Here is an 18407-nt window from a genome sequence, read left to right as displayed (position 1 = left end):
GGTCATCTGCCTTCTTCGAGACGGGTAATCAGAAATTCAGGCATTTTTATTTTTCGCATTTTCGCCTGGGCCTTCTGAACGTCGTACGCGACGCGGTGGTAGGTGAAGGTCTTGGCGTCCGAATCGATGATGCCGTAGCAGGATTTGGAATTCCGGTCGCGGGGCTGGCCCACGCTGCCAACGTTGATGAGGAACCGCACGTTTTCGAGGGCTCCCCAGTCGAGCGTTTCGCCCTGGTGCACGTACACCTCCTTTTCGTGTTCGAGCACGATGGTGATGGGGATGTGCGTGTGGCCCACGAAGCAGAACGCGGTGTCGAAAAACTGGAAATTGAATGCCGCTTCCTCGAGCGACGTGATATAGTACCACATGTTCGGCTCATAGGGGGTGGCGTGCACGAGGGTGTGGGAGAATTTGTTTTCCTTGAGCGGAAGCGTCTTGAGCCAGGCGCCGCCCGCCTTGCTGAGATTTTCCACGGTCCACTCGATGGCGATTTTCGCATGGATGTTGAAATGCTGCGTGGAAAGCAGGCCCACCGCGGCAGCGTCGTGGTTCCCGAGCAGGGTGAGGGTGCATGATTTTTTCACGAGTTCGAGGCACTCGTTGGGATTGGCGCCGTACCCCACGATGTCGCCGAGGCAGAGCGTTTCGTCGACTGTTCTGGTTTTAATGTCGACAAGGACGGCCTCAAGCGCTTCCAAGTTGGCGTGGATGTCGGAGATGAGGGCGATTCTCATGGTTATCCGTTTTCCATGAAGCGAAAGGTGCTGGAGCCGATTTCGATCCTGTCTTTGTGGGCCAGTTTGTGGTTTTTTGTTTTCTTGCCGTTCACCTTGAACTGCCCTAAAAATTTTTGCGACCTGATCCACAGCTCGCCGCCCTCGCGCTCGATCACCACGTGGCCCTGGTCGACAAGGAACCCGGACACGAAGATGTCGTCGTGCTCGGAGTCGCCGAGCGTGGTGAGGGGTTTATCCAGTTTGTAAATCACATGCTTGTTGGTCTCAATGAGCACCGCCTCCCCTGTGAGGAGGTCCTTCCCTGACTCCACCGCGGTCTGCTCGCGCGGGAGCGCGGGCTCCTGCATGGCGACCTGTTCGTTGATGGGCTCCACGGCGGGTTCGGGTTTGCTCTTCGTCTCCTTGCCCGCGGGCTCCTTTTTTTCCGCGTCCTCGAAAAGGATGGTGTATTTCCCGATGGTAATCTTGTCGCCGTGCGACAGGGAGATCTTCTTCACCTTGTTGTTGTTGACAAATGTGCCGTTGAGGGAATTGAGGTCCGAGAGAACGTAATTATTGTTAGAGTCCCGCTCGATCTTTGAATGTCGGCGGGAGATCCCCATGTTCGAAATGCAGATGGTGTTCTCGGGCAGGCGGCCTATCGTGATGACCGGATCGTCAAGCTCGTAGGTTTTCACAAGTTCATTGTCGAAAAACACTATAAATTTTACCATAAGCGGCTGTTTTACCCCGTATATCAAAAAATATACAATGGAAAACTGTTTTTTGCAAAATATGAAATAATAATGGAAAATTATTTCCTCCCGCAATGAAAGCGGGCGAGAAAGGATTTGATATCGTGAAAGGAACGTTTTCACGCGGTTGCGTGGAGAAATATTTTATTTCCTTAAGCGTATTAATGCCTCGCCGCCATGATTTCCGGAACAGCAGTTCCTGCTGGGTTTTGGCCGGTGCCGGAAAAACTGGTTTGCGTCTCAATTATTTCTCAGGCGGGGCATTTATTTATTATATTATGGGTTGTTTTTAAACGGTGCCCTCGCTGAAAACAATACATTTTGGCAAAAATACGGGAGGAAGTGATGCCCGAAATCGGTTCTTATAAAAACGTATTTGACGATCAGTCCGAATTCAACAAGCTCAACGATCTTGTGCTTGGCGCCATACAGGACTTTTCCAATTACCGCAAGGGCAACCTCACCTATGGCGAAATCATGTTTGTGCTCGAATGCGTGCTCGATTCGCTGCGCGGCGCTTCTGAAAAAGACGCTCAGGCCAGTTCAAAGATCAAAGGATTAAACGAAGCACCGACCTTTTCGACCCTGCTCTCCATCACCTCGCGGCTGGTTGAGGTGCTGGTGAAAAAAGGCGTGGTGGGCACGGGCGACGAGGGATTCATTCTGCACGGGGACAAATAACCCTAATGGGCGTTATGCTGGAAGGACTGATGCGACCACATGGACGATAAGAGACCATACATTTTTAAAATCACTTTTCCGTCGGACCTCGATTATATCGCGCCGGTCCGCAAGTTTGTCGCGGAGACGCTTGCGGTGACGAAATTCTCCCCCAAATTCGCCTACCGTTCCGAAGTCATCGTCGATGAGATATGCCACAACGCGATCGTCCATGGCTCGCGCAGCATCGACGCGACGGTAGAAATGGAGTGCTCGATTTTTCCCGACCGGTTCGAGTTCCACGTGAACGACCAGGGCGGAAAAAAGGAGGACCTCGACCGGCTCAAGACCGCGGTGAAAAAGGCCGACAAGCGCGCCGATGAATTGACAGAGGAGAAAGAGGGCCGCGGACTGGGCCTCGAGATCGTGCGCCTGCTGTCCGAGGAGGTCAAGATGGAGGTGGGCGTGGGCAACACCACGAGGGTTCGCGTGGTGAGAAAACGGGAAGATTTGTAAGGGGAAAAAAAGGAAACGGCGATCGCGTATGGCTTCGGTAAAGATACAGAAAAAACCTGTTGATTTGCGGCCCGACCTCACGATGTGGAAGATCGACGGCGCGCTGGATTCCGACAGCATCGGTTACATCCACAGGGAATTCGAATCGGTGCTCGAAACCGAACAGAATTTCCTGATTGCCGAGATGTCGGGCGTGTCGGTGGTCTCCTCCGCCGCGCTGGGGCAGCTCATGGGATGCAAGCAGATGCTCGTGGAGCGCGGCGGCGACTTGGTGCTCACGGGCGTCAATCTCGACGTCAAAACCAAGCTGAGCGCCATGGGCGCGACCAAAATCTTCAAGTTTTACAACGAGATGCGGTCCGCCATCAACGCCTATCACTGGGAGGTGGAGCGGAAGTCCGAAAAATTGAACCTGTCGTTTCCGTCCGAGCTGCAGTTCGTTCCGCCCGTGCGGCAGATGGTGAGCCGCATCTCGCGGCAGAAGGGCTATTCGCCGCGCGATTCGTTCCGCATCGAGACCATCGTGGACGAGGTATGCAACAACGCGGTGGAGCATGGCTCGCTCAGGGACAAAAAGAATATCGACATCACCGTCACCATAGACCCGAAAAAAATCGAACTCGAAGTGATCAATGCCAGCGATCCCGACCAGACCGCGCGCCTCAAGGAGCTCTCGAAATCCGTGTCCAAGAAGGCCCCGGAGGCGCATCTTGACGAAAAGCGCGGGCGCGGGCTGGCGCTCATCAAAATGCTTTCGAACGACCTCGACATCACTTTTTCAAGCCAGGGAACGTCGGTGCACGTTACCAAATTAAGAGAGGAATGAGTATGGAGTCTCAGATTGAACTCGAATACGAAGAGGTGAAGGGGCATACCAACACGAAACTCGTGAGGTTCATCGGCGATCTCGACGCCACCAACGTCGAGACCGTGCTCGAAAAGATCTGCAACCTCTTCAACGACGGCTTCATCAACATCATCGCCGATTTCAAGAAGCTCCGGTACGTCAACAGCACCGGCCTCGGCATCCTGCTCCATTTCAGCAAATCGGCAAAGGAGAAGGCCGGGAGCTTCAAGATCGCCAACGTCAACGAAAACGTGTATGAAATCATCGAAATCATCGGCGCCACGACCCTGCTCGAGATCTACGACGAGCTCGACGAGGCGGTGGCCGCGCTCAAATAACCATTCAGGGGGAAGGAAGTTTCGTGAAACACTCAACTGCCACCTTTACATTATCGGAGAGAATCGCCATGCACCTCAAGGTCGTTCGTTTCGGGGCCATCCTGCTGATGGTCTGCCTGTGCTCGTTCTGCCAGAAACAGGACAAGAAGGAAATCATCGCCACCATAGACGGCTGGACCCTCACCAAGACAAACTACAATGCGTTCTGGGAGATGCGCCGTTTGTACCCGTCTTATTCCGGCGAGTACTTCCCGGGCGAGCGCTCCATTTCCACCTTTGCCGTCGCAACGGAACTTTTGTCGTCGGACCCCGCCGCGAAATCGTACAGCGGCAATCTCAAAAGCAACCTGTCGTGGCAGTGGAAGCAGCGGTATTTCCCGGCGCAGATGTATCTCCAGAAGGTGCTCGACGGCGGCCTCGGGTTCACCGACAAGGAGATCGAGTCTTATTACAAGTCGCATCGTGATTCGTTCAAGGTGAAGATCAAGATCGATGTGCCCGCGCCGAAGAAGGATACGGCCAAGGCGAAGGACGCCGCAAAGGCAAAAGACACCGCCAAGACCGCGGCCGCTCCTGCGGCCCCGGTTGCAAAACGGGACTCGGTGGTGCAGCGTTCCGTTGCCGAGGTGAGGGACCAGATCGTGCGAACGCTGTTCCTTGCCAAGTACCCGGTGCCCGATTCTCTGCTCAGGAAAAAGCCCAACGACACCACGAAGGTCGACACGCCTGAGGTCCAGAACCGTTGGGTTTACATGGTGAGAAACGAGCTCCCCAACTTCTTCATGAGAAAGTCCTACGAAGAGCAGTACAAGCAGAAATTCCCGGACTCGACCAAGGACTGGTACGGCAAGGGCAAGCTGATCACCGAGGAAGATATGGACGTGATCATGACGTGGCTGCCCGAATCGCAGCGCGCGATTTACAACACGCCCGCCGGCAGGGCCGACCTCGCGCGCTGGCTCCTCAGATGGAAGCTCTGGACCGTGGATGCGAAGAAATGCGGCTTCTCCGACAAAGACGAGGTGAAGTCCGTGCTCGACTGGGCGTGGAAGGTGGAAGTCGCGACGAACTACGTGAACAACGTTCTTGCGCCGAAGGCAAAGGCCACGGTATCCATCGATACGCAGATGTGCGTGTACGCCATGTGGGATGAGCGCGGGTCGGTGACGGCGAAAGACACCGCAGGCGTCAACCGGGTGGTGACCCGGTACATCACCAAGGCGGTGTACAACAAAGTCGACAGCATGATTTATGCCATGCGCAAGGCGCACAACGTCAAGTTCGATCTTGTTGAATACAAGGACGACCAGGTGGGCAATCCCGCCACGATTATGGCGCGGGCCGATTCGCTCAGGGATACCGGCAACACGGCCGAGGCCTCCGGCCTCTACCGCTCGCTGGTCACGTCGTTCCCGCTGACGCCCGAGGGCATTCGCGCCTATTCGGAGCTTGCCAAGGTGCAGACCGAAAAGGGCGAATACACCGACGCGATCAAGAATTACCGCGATTACCTGGTGCTCGTGAATGACAAGAGCACGCGGTGCAAAACATTCTTCATGATCGGGTTCATTTACGACGAATACCAGAACAAGAGCGATCTCGCCGAGGCGAACTACAAGTGGGTGCTCAAGAACACGCCCCAGGATTCGCTCGCGGAGGACGCCGAGTTCATGACCCTGCACCTGGGCGAGCCCATGAACAGCGTTGAGGAACTGCGCGCCGAGGCAAAGCGGCAGGGCAGGAAGGTGGACACGACCATGCCGGAGCCCGAATTGATGTCGCCCGACACCGGCGCTAAGAAAGCCGCGGCCCCGGCCAAGAAGATATAAACCGATTTACAAAACGGATTGCTTCAGAACGCACCCGGTTTTTCGGGTGCGTTTTTTTTTCCGAAGCACAGCTCCTGGAAGTTGCAGAACCTGCAGATGGCCTGCGACGGCGTTTTGGGGAATTCTTCGATGGGCTTGGGCACGTTGTTCTGCGCGTCGGCGCAGTACGACCGCATCTCGGCGATCTGCGCCTTGATCCGCTCGAAAAACGACTGGAAATCATTTTCCGAGACCGTGATTTCGAACTCCTCGAACGACGGGTGCAGGTAAACGATTTTCGGGAAGATGGCGCCCTGCGGTATGCTGAAATTGGCATGCGCAGCGGCCGCATACCCGATGAGCTGCTGCGAATGCTTGAGCATGTCCTTGGCGCCGGTTTTCCAGTCGAGAATGTGGATCTCCTCGTCGACCGGAAAGAGAAAATCCATCTTGCAGTACGCCTTGAGGCCGGAGAGACGTGTTTCGCCCAGGCCCGGCGGCTCGATCATCCAGTTGTCTTTGTTGGTGATTGCCTTCATGAAGATCCAGGTGTACACCGGGCTGCCGATGAAATTCCTGAGGCAGGCGGCGATTTTCTTGTCAGCCTCCGGCCGGTGGATCTCCTTCGCCTGCCCGTAGTAGACCTCGAGAAACGTCTTCTTTGTAAAGTATTCGCCGGTCTTCTCTTTTGCAAACAGGAAAAAGCGCTCCTCGTCGATGCCGCTGTCGCTTTTCTGCAGCCGGCGCAGAAACGCCTCGAGCACGTCGTGCACCACGTTGCCCACTTCGAGCGGCACCGACGTCATGTCCCTGAGGCTCGTCATCTTATAGAACGGCACGCCGGGTACGAACTTGGGATAGTAGTTGTAGAAATACTGCCGTTTGCACTTGTCAAACACCTCGTACCGGGATATTGACCAGCCGAGCACGGGGGAAAAGTCGTATTTCGGGTATTTGAGTTCCATGGGATTCATATGGTATTAATGGAAAGAAAAATATAGTTGATGGGGAAAAGATTTGCTGTCAAAGTGATTTTATATGGTGGGGGAACGCCCGACTTTTATTAAAAATTACCCAGCATCTCTTGATTCGCCGCCAAGAAAAATCGCATCCGGGCCGAACTTCTTGACAACCGCGTCGACCGCCTTGTCCGCGGCGCCGCGGGCCTCGGATGCCGCGGGCGGCTCGAACAGGTCGGTCTGGGCCGCATCGGTAAAGCCCGTGAGGCCCGCGCCGATGAGGCGGACCGGTTTGCCGCGAATGGGCGATTTGAGGAAAAGGTCGAACGCGGTCTCGAAAATGGTGCGGCCGTTGCTGGTGGGGGCGGACAGCGTCCTGCGCCGCGTGTGCTTGGTGAAATCCGATCCGCGGTAGATGAGTGCCACGGTGGCGCCCGCGCAACCGGCCGTGCGCGCGCGGGCCGCGACATCGCGCGACAGGGAAAGCAGTTTGGCCCTGATTGTTTCCACATCTTCGGTGTCGCGCTGGAACGTGTGCTCGCGCGAAATGGACTTGGCCGCCTCGATCACTTCCACCGGGCCGTCGTCGATGCCGCGGCACAGGCGGTACAGCGACATGCCGTTGCTGCCGAATTTTTTCTCGAGAAAATCCAGGGACAACTTCTGCGCGGCGCCGATGGTCTTTATCCCCATGTCGAAAAACAGTTTTTCAGTGACCTTGCCCACCCCGAACAGCCTGCCTACCGGCATGGGCGCAAGCCACGATGGAATTTGGGTCGCGTCGAACGGCGCGACGGTCAGGCCGTCGGGCTTGTTCATGTCCGACGCGATTTTCGCCAGGAACTTGTTGGGCGCCACGCCCACCGATATGGTAAGCCGCGTCTGCGCAAGCACGCGCCGCTTGATATCCGCCGCGATTTCTTCCGGCTCGCCCCACAGCCTACGCGTGCCCGTTATGTCAAGATACGCCTCGTCGATTGACACCTGCTCAACGAGCGGCGTGTAATGCCGCAAAATGTCCATGACCATGTGCGACGCGTGAACGTATTCCTCGAAATGCGGATGCACAAACACTGCCCGCGGGCACAATTGCTGCGCGCGGCTGGCCGGCATTGCCGACCGCACGCCGAACGCCCGCGCCTCGTAGCTCGCGGCCGAAACCACGCCGCGCGTTCCGGGCATGGCGCCGACGACCACGGGCTTGCCGCGAAGTGCCGGGTTATCGCGCTGCTCAATGGACGCGAAGAAGGCGTCCATGTCGACGTGGAGGATGGTGCGGGGGATAGCTGTCATTGTTAATGGTGATAAAAATAATTTATTTGGAGGGGGAAGTCTCCCCCTGGCCCCCGGGCTTTCCCGCGCCGCGCACGGTAGTCGAGTAGCGGGCACTTTAGTCCCGCGTATCGAGACAGTGCGGCGCGGGGACGATCCGGGGGCGCACCCCCTCTTTGGCGCCGGTACTCCAGTTATTCGCGGAGGGTGTTAGTGGCTGGCGATACAGCAGCAGCGCGAACTATTAATCTGTGGAGAAAGACAAGTATTATAGCCAATATAAATAGATTTACGTTGATGATAAGGCATTCACAAATGCGGAAAATACTGTTTACCGCGCGTTGGGTGGATCGGAGGGTGAGCAGGAACGAATTGCCGGCCGACCCCGCCGCGAAGCGGCATCGGGCGGTCCGGCAACGAGGCGAACAGCCGAGCCCGGAGGGAGACAGACCCGGGTAGTGACACGATGTATCACTACCCGGGGAACGCCCAATTCTTTTTAATTTTTATCTACTAATTACTGGGAAAATACAAACGGATACATCACTTCCGCGATGTCGCCGGGCTTGTCGATTTTCTCAAAGGCCCACTGTTTTATTTTGTCAACTACCTCGTGCTCGAGCATCGGGTCGCCCAGGTTCGATTCGAGCACCTCGCAGAAAATCACCCTGCCGAATTCGTCAATGGCGAACCTGCATGTGACCTTGCCCTTGAGACCCGGCTTCTCGCCCAGCCGCTTGTTGTAGGCGTAGCGCAGCGCGTTGATGTTCTGCATCACCACGCGCATGATGCTTACCTTGCTCCTGCCGCTCGGTTGGATTTGGCCGGAGTGCACCAACTCAGGCTCATGGACCGAAATCGTCGCCTTCGGCTTATGCACGAACGCAACCTCGGTCTGGCCCTCATTGTCGAATATGTTGTTGATCATTTGGTTGACATCGGTGAGCGCCGCTCCTTCACCAAAGCCGCTTCCATAACCCGTCCCAAAACCGATTCCCACGGCTTCTCTTCTCCCACTGCCCGATGAGCCGCCCGGTTTGAGACCGTTTGTTCCCAGCAGAATCCCGCCGATGTTTTCTGCGAACCCGCCTCGTCCGAAAATGTCGGCATTGGCGACATGCCTGCCGGTGATCTTGCCGCTGATGAGACCCAATACGCCTAGCTTGGTAACATGCTCGCGGGGATCGCCGCCTCCCTGGCTCTTTCCAACGTCGCCGTATTTTTTCGTGGCATGCACAAGCGTCTTTTTCTCAGCCGGGACCTGATCCTTCTGTTTCGCCAGCCCCTCGCGCCGCTTTTTCTCTTCGTCGAGCATGGCCTTCACGTCAACCTTGGTGAACGTGGTGGAACCCGTCTTCACTGTTTTTTCGTAAAAGTCGGTGAAGTCCGGCGGTGTGATTTTCTGTATGCTCAACCAGTAGCCGAAGCACGCCCCGAATATCAAGGCGGCAACGACATAATTGCGGAGCGCCGCCTCCTTTTCTATGACGAAAATGTCCTTGCGGCTGTTAAGTATCCTGGTGTACTCGCTGTCCGGGATGCAGCGGCTGTCGTCCGCTGGTTCCCCTTCGTCATCATCCGCGGCTGCTGCCGCATAGTTCTGGTTGAGTACGACTATCGCGACCCGTCCGCCCATCGCCTCGAACGCCGACTTGAGGTGCAGGGCCTCGTTGTCGTCCGCCTGTTTTCGAATGCACACGGGTTTCTGCGCCAGAATGCCCTGTATCGCATCCGCCTTCATGCCCGACCACCGGCTGATTTCGGCGGCCATTTTCGCGCCGACCACTGGATCGGCGCATTGCTGCACAACCACTTTGTACCTCATGGGGCGCTCGCTTTCTATGAACTCAAGGTTCAGATGATTCCAATGCTTCTTGCTGCCTTCCAATGGTATTAACGCATGGAGGAGAGAAAATGTTACAAGTAGTGGCCGAAAAAAAGCGCGCCAATTCAGAACCAAAAGGAGGCGGCAGCAATTCTCAGTCAAATTTACCCGCGGGAAAAATCGGCTTACCAAACGCCAAAATGGATATACTTCGGCACGAGTTTTGCATCCTTTATTCATAGGGTAGACAAATCGTTCGGATGACGAATGAAATAAAAATTGATTTTAAGGGATTTATTTATCACGACGAAAACGATGGCGCGGATAAAAACCTTTCACCCATTGATCGCAATCAAAAAGGAGAGCACTTATGCCTCATCGCCGGAACATTCTAACTCTTTTTTCTTTTCTTCCAATTTTTATTGTATTTCCTTCCTATTCCCAAGTGGTCTACCGACAGCCCGGAGCGCCTTGGTACGTTGACATCTCTACCGCGCAGAAGGACTCGGCTTCGGACGGCGTCATGATCTGGCTGGCAAATCATGGCGGCTGGGGACTTGGTCATTTGCAAATAGATTATTCATTCCACATCCTCACCGACAACGGCACCGCGCCCATGCGCTCCTTTGTGAGAACCGACAATTTTTATGACGGCGAATGCGATTATGAACCCGTGCCCGTGCCTGCGGGAGGTGCGCTTGAGGGCGAGACGGGTTATCAGTGTCTGAGCGGCGGCGACTGCCACCTCATCGTGATGCAGAATCCCACCAAGACACTGTTTGAGATGTGGGGTGCTAACATCGTCAACGACACCTTTTACGGCGGGTGCCTGGCCGTGTGGCACCTTGACAAACAGTATGACACGTCTAACCGCGGGGAGCAGTGCACGAGCGCCGACGTGTCGGGGCTGCCTATCGCACCGCTGCTCTTTACCGCCGATGAGGTGGCGGCCGGCGCCATCAACCACGCGGTGCGGTTCGTGCTGCCCAACAACCGGATTCGTCATAACACGTACGTACGGCCGGCAAGCAATGCCACGAGCGCGGCGAGCGGCGGCGACAGCGCGATACCCTATGGCGCGCGGCTGCGGTTGATGCAGTCGTATGATATAAGCGGCTTGCCGTCGCCCGGGGCGCGCGTCCTCGCGCAGTGCCTCAAGACATACGGCATGATTCTTGCCGACGCCGGCAATGTGACACTCATGGCCATGAACGACAGCCAGTCGGTTGCGAAATGGGATACCCTGCTCGCCGCGGATGATCTGAGCGCCATCCCGGTCTCCGCGTTCGAAATGGTTGCCGCCGGACAACGTTTCACCTCGACGGGCGCGTGCGCGCTCCAGGCGGTGCACGTCGCGCAGCAGGGCACGACACCTTTTACCGGTGAAAGAGTGAAGGTTGCCGCTTTCGGAAACATGATCCGGATTGAAGGGCATGGCCGAACCTCGGTTACGATCTTCAGCATCAGCGGAAGAATTGTCGCGCACGAGAATTTTACAAAAAGTAATGCGGCCGTGGGCATTCGTACGCCCGGGGTGTACGTCGTGGAAGTCGTCGAGGGTGAAAGGACCTTTTTCTGTCGGGCAGTTGTCGAGCGGTAACAGGGAAAGCGCTACGCTGCCGGGACTTCAATTGTTTGCGCAGAAATACCCCCGCCCAAAAATCATCCTATATGTTTTCCATCGGAAAACTATTTTTCGCGATGCCATTTAAAAATCCGGAAAAGACAGATATATTCATGGTGTGGGGGACAACCGTCAAAGGAGGAGTTATGGGAGTAAAAGCCGTGATGATGATCTGTACGGCAGCGCTTTTCTGCGCAACCGCGCCAAGGGCTTGCGAGTGTACGGTCTATGCAAATCCGCTAGATCTTGACGCCGCGCTGGAGGATCCGGCGTATGCGGGAAAGGCATACGACACAGGCCTTGTCCAGGAAGTAAAGAACGAGATGAAAAATGCGGCCCTTTGTTTTACCGCAATCATCAATGAGGTGCGGCTCGGCGCGACGAACATGATACCCGAGACCCTTTTCATCACGCGCGACACGCTCTATAAAGGATCATGCGGTGATCGTCAGGGACGGAAAGAAAACGATGCAGATGGGCAAGCGGTAATATCCGGGCGCGTACCGCATCGCAAGGTGGCCCTGTTGAAATGAAAAACCCCGATCTCGAAAAAATATGGTCGGGGTTGCGGTCTGGATCCAATTTTATTAATCTTCAGGTGCCGGCACAGCCCTCGTCGTCTTCGCCATCCCGGCCTTCCGTCTCCAGCATTTCCTGCGCCTCCGCGACGGGCAGCACCTGCACCTTTCGGAGCTTTCCCTCGATGGTCCGCGATTTTCGCGCAGCGTCTTCGATGACGTTGCTGGTCTCCTGCATTTTCTTGTGGGTTTTTTCCAGCAGGTCGCCGAACTTGCCGAATTCCGTCTTGACCGCGCCGAGGATTTTCCAGATTTCGGCCGACCGCTTTTCCACGGCCAAAGTGCGGAAACCGACCTGCAGGCTGCTCAGCAGCGCCGCACAGGTTGTGGGTCCGGCCACAATTACCTTGAATTCCTGTATTATACCTTCCACCGCGCCCGGCCGCCGCAACACCTCGGCGTACAGGCTTTCGGTGGGAAGAAACATGATGGCAAAATCGGTGGTCACCGGCGGATTGATGTATTTGTCCCTGATGGTGCGGGCGTCGGCTTTGACCCTGGCCTCCAGCGCCTTTGAACACTGCTCCACGAGCGCCGGGTTGGCCTGCTCCTGCGCCTCGATGAGCCGGTGGTAGTCTTCCTGGGGAAATTTGGAGTCTATGGCGAGGTACACCGGTTTTTCGCTCTCGGTGTCTTTTCCCGGCAGCTTTATCGCGAATTCCACCCTGTCAAGGCTGTTCTTCCGCACCGCGACGTTTCTTTCGTATTGTTCGGGGGAGAAATACTGTTCCAGAAGGCCGGCCAGCTGCGCCTCGCCCCAGGTGCCGCGCACCTTGACATTGGTGAGCACTTTCTTGAGGTCGCCCACGCCGGTGGCGAGCGACTGCATTTCGCCGAGGCCCTTGTGCACCAGTTCGAGCCGTTCCGAGACGATTTTAAACGATTCGCCCAGCCGCTTTTCAAGCGTTTCATGTAGCTTTTCGTCAACCGTTTTTCTCATTTCCTCGAGTTTCTTCGTGTTGTCTTCCCGGAGCACCTTGAGCTGATTGTCGAGTGTTTCACGCAGCTTTTCGAGCCTCGTTTCGTTGGCCTGCGTGAGCTCGGTGACCTGCTTGCGGATTATCTCCGACTGGTCTCCCTGGAATTTAACAATTTCGGCCATTCTTTTCAGGATGGCCTCCTGAAAGCTGTTGAAGGAATCGGCGGATTCCTTTCTGCTCTGGGCCGCGGTTTTGGCATTTTCCTCCCTGTTGCGGGATATCTCGTCCTTGACGGATGATTCAAGGCGCGAGGCGATGTCCTTTATTTCAACGGCATCGGAGCCCTTTCCGCGGAGGAATACGACCAGAAGGATAAGGACGGCAAGCAGGATGTTTGACAGGATGAGAAAAGTGAGCGTCATAATCAGCTACCGCGGGTTTTATGTTTATTCAGCGCCACCCATTATAAAATAATACCTACCCTTACAATAAAATATCAGGGCGTCTCCTTTCTCCTGCCGCACCCCGAAATACTGCATGATGCCTGCGATAACAAAGGCCGTTTGATGGAGTTGTTTTTATAAAAGGATAGTGGATGATTGATGACCTTAATGGAAGAAGGAATGAGCGGCTCCGGACGTTCTGGGAAGGTTGCGGAGGCCATTAATTGGCAAGAGCTTTTTAAAGCGGCAATATTTCCAATAAGGCCGGGAAGCGAAGTGCGAATTGAAGAACCCCGCCCCCGGTGGCGGGGAAAAGGCAAACTGAACAATAAGAAGCGCCCAGCGCAACCACCTTACCTTATGGAACGAAGTGACAATGCGCGGGCTGTGCCATTGCCTGCGGTATCCCCGTTCTTCTATCGAGTACGGGGATAACCCAATCTTTAAAAAGGAGAATTTTTTCTCATTGACACGGCATTTCATTCCATGATAAAATGACTCTTGTCCAGTGGTGTGAGCGGCATTTTGAAGGACTGGAAAGGAAGTGAGGTGGCGACGGAACCAATCTGCAAGCGTTGAAAATAGTAAAGTTTATTTTTAACAATGTCGACGTAATTCCTGGTTTGTATATAGTAAACCTTAACAACGGAGGTTGTCATGTTTAAAAGTTGTGTTTGCGCTCTGGCGCTCGTGTTTTTTGCAATGTCCGCTCAACCGGTGCTTTCACAAGAGCCGACAAAAAAAGAGATCAAGGCCGAAAAGGTATTGCATCCCAGAATAGCCAAAGCGATCAATGAACTTAAGGACGCGATCGAGTACATGCAGAAAGCTCCCCACGATTTTGGCGGCCACAAGGCCGAGGCAATTGCTGCAAGCGAAGAAGCGATCAAACAGTTAAAACTCGCTCTTGCATACCGCGCGGAGAAGGATACTAAATAAGGACCAAATTGTAAAAAGGATGAGGAACTCATTTTACCCATTGCCCTGTCGATGAGTTTTTATCGGCAGGGTTTATTTTTTGCCGAAAAGATTAATGCAAAAAGGCTAACGCGATGTCCCTTCGGTCAAGGGGCCGAGCGAAAGGAATTTTTGATAATTCCGGTAAAATCCTGGGCGGTTGAAGAATATTTTTTCTATGTTAGGTGGATCTCATGATGAGACTCCAAGGGCTTTTAATATGCTCAGAATTTTATTCATCGTCTTAATTGCAATAGCGGTACCCTCTTTGTCGACGGCAAATGACAGAATTCGTTCCGATTCCGGTACTGCCGACGCGGATAGCTCACTTCAAATTGCGCCAGCCCATTCGAACATCCCGAGAGAACATGCCAAGATTCACCGGTACTCACTTTACAGAAATGAAATTATCGAATCAATTTGGCCGATGCTGGATCTCAGGGTAAGTTATCCTTTACTAATCAGTCTTGAAATTGGAGTGGTGTTTAATTTAACAGCGACAGAAGAAGAGGGCACCCTTTAACCGATAAATGGACCGGCAGTTTTTTCCGAGGTCGGATATTCAGGAATCGTTGCCGGTTTTGGAGCGAACTTCGGCAGGATTAAAAAAATAACCTCCCTTTTATTCGTCCGGAAATATGCTGCACTCGCATCTGGACAGGAAGGTTTTCATTTAGAAATCGTTCCCAATATGTTGGAACCGGAGTCACGGGCTCTCTGGACTTATTTAAGGTTAGTTTTCGAATTCTTCGTCAATTTGGTTTGTATCGAGTTTCCCAAGGATATTTGCTATACTTTGGAGTCGGATTCGGAATATAATAGTAGTAATTAAAGTTGCTCAACGGGAGATGCCGGCTGAAAGTGAAGACGGCCGCGCAAAATTAACGGGATGGATTTAAACGAGCTGTCCCGTTTTTAGCAATTCCTAACGGTCAATGGATAGCTATTGACAAAAGCCGTATGAAACTCTATATTATCAAGGAAGGCAAAGCTTCGTAAGTGGCAGCGAAGTCCTAGAAAAAGGAAACACCTTTCTATGAACCTTATTACCCCATAGAACGACTATCTTCTGGGAAGGGGGCAAAAGATGAAATTTTTTATATGTCTTCTGGTATGTCTTTTGGCTTTATTAAGTTGTAAGACCAATCCAACAGCTCCAATCACTAAAACATCTCCCAGTATTGTAGGGCATGTCACTTCCGGTTGTCCTGGCGAATCCCTGGTAGCGGGCGTAAGTGTTTTAACGGTGCCCCCTACCTATGCCGTAAAAACAGATTCCAAAGGGAACTATACTTTAAACGATATTCCTCCTGGTAAATATTTGGTTCAGATACCTTCTCGATATGTTGTGGGGAGCGATACAAGCAAAAGCTTTTCAGTCATAATTTCTTATATTACTTCTGATACAATCACCGTAACAGCCGGTCAAGTCGATACAGTCAACATTCTGGCTCCTTGCGGTGCGGAAATTTGTGATTGTGCGCAGGACACATTTAGGTTTAATCAAACCTCCGCCACTGCTTCCTCAGGAAACGGATTGAGCCTTACGCTGACCATCGGCTCTGTGGCCTATCACTCCGGAGATTCGATTTCCATCACCATAGACGAAAAAAACACGTTGGCAACTGAGAATAAAGCCAATATAGCCAATGCCTGGCCGATTCAAGGCCTTACCCTCCAGCCATGTGTTTTCAACGAGCCTTTCGGCATAGCTATCCTGCAGGGATATTACGACGCAAAAAGTGTGTCATCCGGAATACCCCTTATTCTTTTCCCTCCGGGGATATACAATTGTCCGGCTGACCCCGTTATTACTAACTATGATTTTCAACCTTCGAGTGATTTGAACTACGGGATTAAACTTGCAGGATTTTGGACAGGCAATTTGACCTTAATAAATTCTTTTCCCTGTGCTAATCCGGTTGAATGCAATTCGACCTTCAATAATTTCACTCCAGGCATTTATACGATAGTTGGAGGCGATGAGTGGGGCGCACTGGTCATTCTCCATTTTACTGTATTGTAGGGTATTTCTGATGATGCAAAGAGTCAAGTATATAATCCCCAAATGTTTTATAGGGCCTCTGGCATGTCTTTTGGCTTTTTTTAACTGTTGTACCAATCCAACGACTTCAATCACAAAGACCACCACAGGATTTCAAAAGAGTGATTTAATTGGTACGTGGGTGGCAAGTCATCAATTAATCGGGACAATGTTTGGTCAAGGTCAAGTATAAGTTTCGATACTGGCGTAACATCCAAGATTTATATGATCACTCAAGACAGTATCGAAATATCTGGCGGCACTTCATACAAAATTCCAATACCAGAGCTAATAATTCCCCCTCTCATCGGCACTTGGTCCATAACCAATGACACAATTGTTATTTATCCTGACTCGGGTTCACATTCACCCTACGGTAGAAGGTATTCTGTGTCAAAATACCTGTCAGACAGTTTAATTTTTAACTATGAAGATGGCGCAGATACTTGCAAGAGACAGTAAAAATCAAGTAAGAATGTGTTTTGGTTAGCCTCCTTAGTGATAATTTTAGATTTAATTACAACCCTCGCTTCTGAAAAAGGCGGGGGTTTTTATTTGTCTGGTTCAGAATGAAGATCGAGGTTTGATTAATAAAACGGTATGGCGATAGGAACGACAGGCATTTCCTCGTGGAAACACTTTTTTACATGCCTTGGGCTACCTCCCATCCCCATTGATCATTAAAAAAAGGAGTTTCCCATGAGAAATGTCATTTTAGTAATTCGTGTCGGAATATGTGGATTGATCGGTTTGGGATGCTGTTCCTCAAAAGCCATGGTCCCCGTGCGTGAAATTGACAGGCCGCTGACCGTGCCGGAAAAAATATGGCAGTCCGCGGGGAGCGTGAGTTCAAATCTGGTGACTTCCAATTTTGAAGATATCCTTTTCCCCTCCTATGGCATAACAAATTCAATTCAAATCTATTCTTTCCCTTTTACCGGCATCAGATGGCAATTTTTGCCTTTTCATCAGTCCGACAGCAATGCGATCGACAATTCATTGCACTTGGCTGTCGAAGGCCTAATAATACCTATCTGAATTTCATGCCTTTAAGAAATTTCGGAATTAACCAAGATGCCGCATTGCTGGCAAAGAAAAAGATAACAAACAGCAAATGGATCGACGGCTCTTTAGAATGTTTTATTTCAAGCGGGGTGGGTGTCAATCATTTGACTACTTACCCTACTTATCTAAGGAGCAACATTGGCTTTCAGATAACAGATAATTTTTACCTAAAAACTGGATTGCTGTTCTATTACGAGAATTTCAAGGGAGCGGAAATTCAAAACAATGTCTATGGAAAATTTTACGAAATTGAATTTCCGCAAACGTTGGGATTTAACGTTAGCAGTTATTTTTCATTGGTGATGAGCACCTCCCTTGCCTTTGGCTTTGAAACAATAAATCAAGAGCTTCACCATTTTACTTCCGGCCCGACAGCGGTATCCTTGGTATTCCAGTGGTAGGGTCTTATTGCAGTTTCCATTCAGATTGCTGTAACTTTCGCTCCTCTTCTAAAGTCAAATAAATGGAAGAGAGGAGAGTGATAATATGAAAGGTCCCTCTTCAGGATTTTTACATTTTTGTGCGATTATTGCCATAATTGCTCTTTTTTCGGCAACAGCGTTTGCCTTGGAACGCTCACCAGGCATTAATTCCGGTTCTACTAAATCCAGCCATTCATCCGGAGGGCATTCCAGCGTTCATTCCGGAGGGTACTCCAGTGCCCGTACTACCGGATCGCATGTCTACCATGGCTCAAGTTACAGCGGCTATTACGGCAGAAGATATTATGGGGGCTCCCGGTCAAACATAACTGTAATAGCTGGACCTGATTATTATCCATATTATTATTACTGGGACACTTATCCCTCAGTTGACGTAGATGAGACGCCGGCTGTTGCAGATGTTCTTCAGCCGCCAGCACCCGTTGCGCTGGTCCCGAATGAGGTTAATCCTCCCCAAGCTGCTAGCGATACACTAACCATTGGTATTCCAAATTCCAAGGGTGGATTTACCTCAGTAAAGCTTGTAAAGCGCAAGGCTGGATATACTGGTCCGCAAGGTGAATTTTATTCCGGTCATCCGACCGTGGAGCAACTGAAGGTCTTGTATGGTGGTTCTTGAGGCAATGAAGATTTC

At 52.3% G+C, this 18407-nt stretch carries 20 protein-coding genes; 14 read left to right on the top strand and 6 right to left on the bottom strand.

All coding sequences use genetic code 11. The features are described 5' to 3' along the window. Positions 1–2 precede the first annotated feature (2 nt). Together VLX68_02445 and VLX68_02440 are read right to left on the bottom strand one after the other, a co-directional pair. Positions 3–737 (bottom strand): metallophosphoesterase family protein, encoded by a 735-nt coding sequence (locus VLX68_02445; GenBank protein ID HUI91083.1) that lies wholly within the window; start codon positions 735–737, stop codon positions 3–5. A 2-nt stretch (positions 738–739) separates the two neighbouring features. Continuing rightward, on the bottom strand, positions 740–1453 hold the full coding sequence (locus tag VLX68_02440) for an FHA domain-containing protein (GenBank protein ID HUI91082.1): 714 nt from the start codon (positions 1451–1453) through the stop codon (positions 740–742). 125 nt (positions 1454–1578) lie between these two features. On the opposite strand from VLX68_02440, the gene VLX68_02435 reads away from it, so the two are divergent. Genes VLX68_02435 through VLX68_02410 form a run of 6 tightly spaced genes read left to right on the top strand, consistent with a single transcriptional unit; the run spans position 1579 to position 5664 of the window. Beyond that, positions 1579–1767, top strand: coding sequence for a hypothetical protein (locus VLX68_02435; protein HUI91081.1), 189 nt, complete (start codon positions 1579–1581; stop codon positions 1765–1767). 52 nt (positions 1768–1819) lie between these two features. Then, positions 1820–2155 carry a hypothetical protein gene (locus tag VLX68_02430; GenBank protein HUI91080.1) on the top strand — a complete coding sequence of 112 codons (336 nt, stop codon included), beginning with the start codon at positions 1820–1822 and terminating at the stop codon, positions 2153–2155. A gap of 39 nt (positions 2156–2194) precedes the next feature. Then, positions 2195–2650 (top strand): ATP-binding protein, encoded by a 456-nt coding sequence (locus tag VLX68_02425; protein ID HUI91079.1) that lies wholly within the window; start codon positions 2195–2197, stop codon positions 2648–2650. 28 nt (positions 2651–2678) lie between these two features. After that, the gene (locus VLX68_02420) at positions 2679–3476 is read left to right on the top strand and encodes an ATP-binding protein (GenBank protein ID HUI91078.1); all 798 of its coding nucleotides are present in this window, start codon (positions 2679–2681) and stop codon (positions 3474–3476) included. A 2-nt stretch (positions 3477–3478) separates the two neighbouring features. Then, the gene (locus VLX68_02415) at positions 3479–3835 is read left to right on the top strand and encodes an STAS domain-containing protein (protein HUI91077.1); all 357 of its coding nucleotides are present in this window, start codon (positions 3479–3481) and stop codon (positions 3833–3835) included. 23 nt (positions 3836–3858) lie between these two features. Beyond that, entirely contained in the window at positions 3859–5664 is a 1806-nt protein-coding gene (locus VLX68_02410) for a tetratricopeptide repeat protein (GenBank protein HUI91076.1), read from the top strand. A gap of 23 nt (positions 5665–5687) precedes the next feature. On the opposite strand, the gene VLX68_02405 is transcribed toward VLX68_02410, so the two are convergent. The 3 genes from VLX68_02405 to VLX68_02395 form a co-directional block, all read right to left on the bottom strand. After that, the gene (locus VLX68_02405; GenBank protein HUI91075.1) at positions 5688–6617 is read right to left on the bottom strand and encodes a PD-(D/E)XK nuclease family protein; all 930 of its coding nucleotides are present in this window, start codon (positions 6615–6617) and stop codon (positions 5688–5690) included. Positions 6618–6713: 96 nt separating this feature from the next. Beyond that, complete coding sequence (locus tag VLX68_02400) at positions 6714–7895, bottom strand: DNA polymerase IV (GenBank protein HUI91074.1); 1182 nt, start codon at positions 7893–7895, stop codon at positions 6714–6716. A gap of 496 nt (positions 7896–8391) precedes the next feature. Further along, a complete protein-coding gene (locus tag VLX68_02395) occupies positions 8392–9699 on the bottom strand; it encodes an AgmX/PglI C-terminal domain-containing protein (protein HUI91073.1) in 1308 nt (435 codons plus the stop codon). 370 nt (positions 9700–10069) lie between these two features. Here VLX68_02395 and VLX68_02390 point away from each other — a divergent pair, with 370 nt between their 5' ends. Next, complete coding sequence (locus VLX68_02390; GenBank protein HUI91072.1) at positions 10070–11299, top strand: hypothetical protein; 1230 nt, start codon at positions 10070–10072, stop codon at positions 11297–11299. 170 nt (positions 11300–11469) lie between these two features. Further along, the gene (locus VLX68_02385; protein ID HUI91071.1) at positions 11470–11856 is read left to right on the top strand and encodes a hypothetical protein; all 387 of its coding nucleotides are present in this window, start codon (positions 11470–11472) and stop codon (positions 11854–11856) included. A 61-nt stretch (positions 11857–11917) separates the two neighbouring features. Here the strand turns inward: VLX68_02385 and rmuC are convergent, their stop codons facing one another. Then, complete coding sequence (gene rmuC / locus VLX68_02380) at positions 11918–13243, bottom strand: DNA recombination protein RmuC (GenBank protein ID HUI91070.1); 1326 nt, start codon at positions 13241–13243, stop codon at positions 11918–11920. A 678-nt stretch (positions 13244–13921) separates the two neighbouring features. On the opposite strand from rmuC, the gene VLX68_02375 reads away from it, so the two are divergent. The 6 genes from VLX68_02375 to VLX68_02350 all read left to right on the top strand — a co-directional run bounded on the left by VLX68_02375 (position 13922) and on the right by VLX68_02350 (position 18392). Beyond that, positions 13922–14203 (top strand): hypothetical protein, encoded by a 282-nt coding sequence (locus VLX68_02375; GenBank protein HUI91069.1) that lies wholly within the window; start codon positions 13922–13924, stop codon positions 14201–14203. Between the two features lie 238 nt (positions 14204–14441). Continuing rightward, positions 14442–14744, top strand: coding sequence for a hypothetical protein (locus tag VLX68_02370; GenBank protein HUI91068.1), 303 nt, complete (start codon positions 14442–14444; stop codon positions 14742–14744). A 564-nt stretch (positions 14745–15308) separates the two neighbouring features. Next, positions 15309–16247: a carboxypeptidase-like regulatory domain-containing protein gene (locus VLX68_02365; GenBank protein ID HUI91067.1), complete on the top strand. Its 939-nt coding sequence runs from the start codon at positions 15309–15311 to the stop codon at positions 16245–16247. Between the two features lie 717 nt (positions 16248–16964). Then, positions 16965–17303, top strand: a complete 339-nt coding sequence (locus VLX68_02360; GenBank protein ID HUI91066.1) for a hypothetical protein — start codon at positions 16965–16967, stop codon at positions 17301–17303. A 5-nt stretch (positions 17304–17308) separates the two neighbouring features. Beyond that, positions 17309–17731 (top strand): hypothetical protein, encoded by a 423-nt coding sequence (locus tag VLX68_02355; GenBank protein ID HUI91065.1) that lies wholly within the window; start codon positions 17309–17311, stop codon positions 17729–17731. An 85-nt stretch (positions 17732–17816) separates the two neighbouring features. Further along, positions 17817–18392: a hypothetical protein gene (locus VLX68_02350; protein ID HUI91064.1), complete on the top strand. Its 576-nt coding sequence runs from the start codon at positions 17817–17819 to the stop codon at positions 18390–18392. The last annotated feature ends 15 nt before the right edge of the window (positions 18393–18407 follow it).

The organism is Chitinivibrionales bacterium (assembly GCA_035516255.1).
GTDB lineage: Bacteria > Fibrobacterota > Chitinivibrionia > Chitinivibrionales > FEN-1185 > FEN-1185.
This window is presented reverse-complemented; position numbering and strand designations above follow the sequence as displayed.

Excerpts from the sequence above, each read along its gene's own strand:
- VLX68_02445 (HUI91083.1), bottom strand. The coding sequence starts at position 737 with ATGAGAATCGCCCTCATCTCCGACATCCACGCCAACTTGGAAGCGCTT.
- VLX68_02440 (HUI91082.1), bottom strand. The coding sequence starts at position 1,453 with ATGGTAAAATTTATAGTGTTTTTCGACAATGAACTTGTGAAAACCTAC.
- VLX68_02430 (HUI91080.1), top strand. The coding sequence starts at position 1,820 with ATGCCCGAAATCGGTTCTTATAAAAACGTATTTGACGATCAGTCCGAA.
- VLX68_02425 (HUI91079.1), top strand. The coding sequence starts at position 2,195 with ATGGACGATAAGAGACCATACATTTTTAAAATCACTTTTCCGTCGGAC.
- VLX68_02420 (HUI91078.1), top strand. The coding sequence starts at position 2,679 with ATGGCTTCGGTAAAGATACAGAAAAAACCTGTTGATTTGCGGCCCGAC.
- VLX68_02415 (HUI91077.1), top strand. The coding sequence starts at position 3,479 with ATGGAGTCTCAGATTGAACTCGAATACGAAGAGGTGAAGGGGCATACC.
- VLX68_02405 (HUI91075.1), bottom strand. The coding sequence starts at position 6,617 with ATGAATCCCATGGAACTCAAATACCCGAAATACGACTTTTCCCCCGTG.
- VLX68_02400 (HUI91074.1), bottom strand. The coding sequence starts at position 7,895 with ATGACAGCTATCCCCCGCACCATCCTCCACGTCGACATGGACGCCTTC.
- VLX68_02395 (HUI91073.1), bottom strand. The coding sequence starts at position 9,699 with ATGAGGTACAAAGTGGTTGTGCAGCAATGCGCCGATCCAGTGGTCGGC.
- VLX68_02390 (HUI91072.1), top strand. The coding sequence starts at position 10,070 with ATGCCTCATCGCCGGAACATTCTAACTCTTTTTTCTTTTCTTCCAATT.
- VLX68_02385 (HUI91071.1), top strand. The coding sequence starts at position 11,470 with ATGGGAGTAAAAGCCGTGATGATGATCTGTACGGCAGCGCTTTTCTGC.
- rmuC (HUI91070.1), bottom strand. The coding sequence starts at position 13,243 with ATGACGCTCACTTTTCTCATCCTGTCAAACATCCTGCTTGCCGTCCTT.
- VLX68_02375 (HUI91069.1), top strand. The coding sequence starts at position 13,922 with ATGTTTAAAAGTTGTGTTTGCGCTCTGGCGCTCGTGTTTTTTGCAATG.
- VLX68_02370 (HUI91068.1), top strand. The coding sequence starts at position 14,442 with ATGCTCAGAATTTTATTCATCGTCTTAATTGCAATAGCGGTACCCTCT.
- VLX68_02365 (HUI91067.1), top strand. The coding sequence starts at position 15,309 with ATGAAATTTTTTATATGTCTTCTGGTATGTCTTTTGGCTTTATTAAGT.
- VLX68_02360 (HUI91066.1), top strand. The coding sequence starts at position 16,965 with ATGAGAAATGTCATTTTAGTAATTCGTGTCGGAATATGTGGATTGATC.
- VLX68_02355 (HUI91065.1), top strand. The coding sequence starts at position 17,309 with ATGCCTTTAAGAAATTTCGGAATTAACCAAGATGCCGCATTGCTGGCA.
- VLX68_02350 (HUI91064.1), top strand. The coding sequence starts at position 17,817 with ATGAAAGGTCCCTCTTCAGGATTTTTACATTTTTGTGCGATTATTGCC.